The following is a 4494-nucleotide window of genomic DNA, read 5'->3' as shown; positions in this document are numbered from 1 at the left end:
GCTGGTATCGGTATGGAAGTAATGCACGAGCGCAACGCTCACAACTTCCCCTTAGACTTAGCTAGTGGTGAACAGGCTCCTGTAGCTCTGACTGCTCCTGCTATCAATGGTTAATTCCTAGTCTGAACGAAAAGGCACTCCTGCGAGGGGGTGCTTTTTTGTTGTTAGAATTATGATAAGCGTTGCTGAATTAGGGATGATTTGATAATTTTGGGTTGATCCTCCTGAAATCTTCTTTTGGATTGTTAGAACTATCTGTAAACATTTACTTTACTCTGTTCCCCATTCCCAGTTCCTTTAATCCTAATTTCATAGTAGCCACATTTTTAATGTTAGAATCGAGTTACTCCCTTTAGACTTTGCTATGCGTGCGATTGAAACCACTGGTATCCTCAATACCCAAGGGCAAATTCAACTTGATCATCCTATTCCCCAAGAAAAAGATCGGTTTGTGCGCGTCATTCTTTTGATGTCGGAGGATGAACTGAACGAAAAAAACTGGCTAGATGCCGTTTCTCATAACCCTAGCTTTGCTTTTCTGCATGATACCGAAGAAGATATTTATACTCTAAACGATGGACAACCTGTAAGCAATGAAGGGTAAAATCGTTTTAATTCAATTTCCCTTCGACGATTTATCTTCCAGTAAAGTTCGCCCCGCTTATTGCTTAACCAATAAAATTGGAGGCTATCAACACATTATCTTTGCTCTGATCACCAGTCGTATTCCCGAAAATCCCCTTCGTACAGATATTATTCTGAGACCAGAAAGTCCAGATTTTATGATAAGTGGTCTTCGCCAATCCTCAGCCATCAGACTTGATCATTTAGTAACACTTCGATCTTCACTGATTCAGCGTGAACTAGGCTCATTATCATTAAAAACTCAAACTTTAATTATAGATATTTTGTCCGATATTCTACGTTCCTAATATACCTTTAAATTAGGTAAATCTTGCTAGAGGCGAACGTTTGTTTTTCTCTGTATAACTAGCCTATACTCAACGGATTTAGTATGAACCCCCCGCTTTTGTGGAGAAAATGCGGAAATTAAAGGCAGAAAGGGCAGCGGCAGAAAATTATTAATCAGTATTAAGTAATTCTCATTGCTTGATTAGGAGATGCCCAAGATTATCAAGACCGGATTACTCATATTCCTCTATAAATAGCGAAGATTTAAAAGGGAATCCAATCAACTCGGTCAATCCATTCTTCTGCTTCGGATGCTTCCCAAATCATACTAAATCCGTTGAGTACAGGCTAGTTATGAGGAATTGGTAACTAATAACCGTTGAAATGACGCAACATAATCTAGGATTTCTGGGCTGACAGGGGGACAAGCTGGCTGAACTCCTTACAGCACAAGCTTTTTGGGGTGTTCGAGCGAAAAAGTTCGATGCAGCTCACCCCCCGTTGTTGATAAAGATTTCTAGTAAGCTCGCCCAAATCCCTGATTCTCTCGTTAGCTTTTTGGCTGAAAGCGATGTATCTGTTTGTAACTGAGGAGCCTCAAAACCTTTGTGGACAATGCTTTGAGAGGTCTTGTCCCCCTGTCAGATTTCTGGGTCTAAAGTTCCTAGGGGTGGTGCATCGGGTTCACCTACTCGCAAAATATCGAGATTAGGATTCAATCGCAACAGAGATATTTTGAGGTCTGGGGATAAGTTTTCATCTAACAAAAACCGGATTTTCAGGCGAGGTTTAGTTCTTGCTGTTTCCGTTTTAGTTTTAGTTGTCTTAGGCGTTGAATCAGGGGGGATGGCTCGGTATTTAACCACTGCTGGTATTGTTCTTCCTGCCAGTCACGGAGGCGCTGAAGATAAGCATCTATCAGGGTCTTATTTTGATAGTAATAGGTGAGAGTAGCGTAAATTTTCTCTAGGTTTAAGGTGGGTAACTCTTGGAGAATCTGCTGGGAAGTATAACCTTTTAAATGGTAGTTGATGACATCCTCAATCCCAATGCGATGTCCTTTAATGCGGATGTCATCTGGAGTAAAAACTTCAAAGTATTCTTCTAGTTGCATGGTTTTCTTGGAGCAAACTTTTTCTTTTAATTGTAGCACCGCTACCAGTTATCAGTGAACAGTTATCAGTCCGGCTCTTTGATAACTGTTCACTGATAAGTAGTCGTGCAAAATTAATTTCCTAGTAAAGATAGGCACTCATGCAAGAGGCAAAAGGCAAGAGGGGGTTAGATATGTGTAATTAATTTTGCTTAGGTACTTAACTGAAAAGGTGTTTCTACTTCCAGGGATGAAGTGCAAGAAAGGCTGCCTTGCCGGTGACATAGCTCCCCGTCCTCAAAAAATAGCCTCATCTGTTGCCAATGCCAAAACTTCCCGATGAGTAAGGACTCTCTATTTTTACCCCTGTAATATCAGCCAAACTTATAGTTTCACTAAAGTAAAATTGCTCTAACAGTATCAATCATTGGCTTAACCAGTTGAAATAGTCCTGAAACTCTTCTTAAGACAGTTTCTAGAGCATCAAGTGAGATTTTAGCTGGCTTTTTAAGTTCTGTGTTTTGTTGATTATTGGCAAATTGAGCGATATTGCTAATATGTTCTTGTGCAGATTCTTTATCGTCTGAGTTTAATGCAGATTGCTCAATAGTAGTTTGTAGTTCCTTGAGTAACTCTGCTAGTTTTTTGGCGTTTGGCTCACTTGAGGCTTGAAGTTGGTTAATGCTGCTGTTACTGATGTCTCTACCAGACACACCTGTTTGATTTTTGCCAACAACTAGATTTTTGTTGTCAATACCGCCGACGATAGCATCGCCACCAGAGGATTCTGCTTTGTTGATTTTGCTAAACATATTTTCTACAGCTATGCTGACTAAACTAAAGCTTCTTCTGATTTTATCATTTTCAGACTGGGAACGCTGAGATTGTTTGGTCTCTTTTTGGGTTTGTACTTCTTGGGTCAGTTGTAGGACTTGGGTTTGGGTGATTTCTAGCTGATTTCGCAGTCGTAAGAGTTCTGTTTCTATGAGTTCATAGTTCTGTTTTGCATCTTTTGGCAGTATTTTGGTAAGTTCGGTGACAAGAGATTGATAGGTTTGTCTGGCACTCTGGGGAATGCTAGTGATTGTTTCCGTCAGTTTGGTAAAGAGGCTATGGGCTAGTGCTTTATTGGGATTGGGGTTGTTGTGTGCAAGTCGAAGCAGGATATCACCATCACCAATATTTTCTATAGATTTAAAGTAGTAACCGTCTTCTTTCCGCAGTTCAAGCATTAAAGGTAGAGCAAGTTTGAATGCTTCAGGATCATCTCCGTTGCGAAAGAGGAGATCTAAGGATTTTTGATATTGGATAATAATTTTCTCAAAGTCTCCTTCCTGAAAAGAACCGCTTGCAGGCTTTCGTTCTCTTTGTCCTTGTTCGAGATAAATATATTCACATTTAATATTATTAAAATTAGTGTTAGCTCCAACTGTCCAATTTTCAATACAAGCACCAGTGAGATTGGCTTCAGTAAAATCTGAACCAATAGCATTGACGTTGGATAGGTTAGCCTCTTCAAGACAAGCATATTTAAAGTGTGAATTAGTAAGATCTGAGCCACTAAAATTAGTGGCAGTAAAATCTATGTGAGATAAGTTAAAGTTTTTTAAATCGGTAAAAGTAAATTCTTTCTCTTTTCCATTTCTAGTGGTACAAAGTTGTTGAATCTCTTTTTTGTTAAGATTTGCAGGGAAAAGGCAGTTAATAAACTTAGTATCTGACCAGTCAATATGATCAATTGTTGCCGTTCTGAAGTCACATTTATCTAAAGTCGAATTAGTAAAATTTGCACCATCTAGATTAGTAGAATTGAATAATAAATTTGCAGGTTTATGAAGAAATTTAACTAGCCAGACAACAAAACAAACACAAAGAAATATTACCAATAAAGAATCAATATAAGAAAAAAGATGCTGAATCTTAAAATTAAATACGAGATATAAAAATTTATTACTGATTATTGCGGCACTGATTATTATGGCAGCTACCAAAAATATTATTACATCTAAATCCTTGTTCATAAAAGAATAGGCTGATATTATTCTGAGTATAAGAAATGACACAATAAAACTAATTAGTGCAAAAAAATGATAATTTAAAAATATTTGTGTTCCTATAAAACATCCACAGATCAAATATATTAAATGATAAATTAAAGGATGTAATTTTCCTCTTATTGTAGCAGATGAAAAATTCGATTTTTTTAAATTGGCCTCTTTAAAATTACAGTTTATAATCACAGAGTTACTGAAGTTAGCTCCTTCAAGATTTTGCCCGACATAGGATATATTGCGTAAGGTTAGATTGGAAAAATCAAGAACCTGATTGCTTAAATTGACGGAATTATCTGGGGAGCATCTCACTTACGCGATAAGTAATTATACTTAGCCTAAAAGCCACTCTTAATCGTGTCTTGGAACGAAATAGAGGCTTTTAAAGACTGCGTACATGGAGAATTAAAACAAGAATTACCCTCGAAAAGCCTATTT

At 37.7% G+C, this 4494-nt stretch carries 5 protein-coding genes and 1 pseudogene; 2 read left to right on the top strand and 4 right to left on the bottom strand.

Annotation, left to right across the window (positions count from 1 at the left end; all coding sequences use genetic code 11):
- Positions 1-364: 364 nt before the first annotated feature.
- Positions 365-604 carry a hypothetical protein gene (locus ACE1AQ_RS04080; RefSeq protein ID WP_002738503.1) on the top strand — a complete coding sequence of 80 codons (240 nt, stop codon included), beginning with the start codon at positions 365-367 and terminating at the stop codon, positions 602-604.
- A complete protein-coding gene (locus ACE1AQ_RS04075) occupies positions 594-932 on the top strand; it encodes a type II toxin-antitoxin system PemK/MazF family toxin (RefSeq protein WP_002739429.1) in 339 nt (112 codons plus the stop codon). The genes ACE1AQ_RS04080 and ACE1AQ_RS04075 overlap by 11 nt, the downstream gene beginning before the upstream one ends.
- A 621-nt stretch (positions 933-1553) precedes the next feature.
- Here the strand turns inward: ACE1AQ_RS04075 and ACE1AQ_RS04070 are convergent.
- The 4 genes and pseudogenes from ACE1AQ_RS04070 to ACE1AQ_RS04055 all read right to left on the bottom strand — a co-directional run.
- Positions 1554-1679: a hypothetical protein gene (locus ACE1AQ_RS04070; protein WP_301182377.1), complete on the bottom strand. Its 126-nt coding sequence runs from the start codon at positions 1677-1679 to the stop codon at positions 1554-1556.
- Between the two features lie 11 nt (positions 1680-1690).
- Positions 1691-2026: a DUF433 domain-containing protein gene (locus ACE1AQ_RS04065; RefSeq protein ID WP_110546062.1), complete on the bottom strand. Its 336-nt coding sequence runs from the start codon at positions 2024-2026 to the stop codon at positions 1691-1693.
- Positions 2027-2400: 374 nt separating this feature from the next.
- Entirely contained in the window at positions 2401-4026 is a 1626-nt protein-coding gene (locus ACE1AQ_RS04060; protein WP_253257800.1) for a pentapeptide repeat-containing protein, read from the bottom strand.
- A gap of 159 nt (positions 4027-4185) precedes the next feature.
- Positions 4186-4368, bottom strand: a pseudogene (locus ACE1AQ_RS04055) (pentapeptide repeat-containing protein); the annotation flags it as partial.
- Positions 4369-4494 lie beyond the last annotated feature (126 nt).

Origin of the sequence: Microcystis sp. BLCC-F209 (genome assembly GCF_041928595.1) — a bacterium.
GTDB lineage: Bacteria > Cyanobacteriota > Cyanobacteriia > Cyanobacteriales > Microcystaceae > Microcystis.
Note: the sequence above shows the minus strand (reverse complement) of the source record. Positions and strands in the feature narration are given on the sequence as shown.

Coding starts and splice junctions, on each gene's coding strand:
- ACE1AQ_RS04065 (WP_110546062.1), bottom strand. CDS start 2,026: ATGCAACTAGAAGAATACTTTGAAGTTTTTACTCCAGATGACATCCGC.
- ACE1AQ_RS04080 (WP_002738503.1), top strand. CDS start 365: ATGCGTGCGATTGAAACCACTGGTATCCTCAATACCCAAGGGCAAATT.
- ACE1AQ_RS04075 (WP_002739429.1), top strand. CDS start 594: ATGAAGGGTAAAATCGTTTTAATTCAATTTCCCTTCGACGATTTATCT.
- ACE1AQ_RS04060 (WP_253257800.1), bottom strand. CDS start 4,026: ATGAACAAGGATTTAGATGTAATAATATTTTTGGTAGCTGCCATAATA.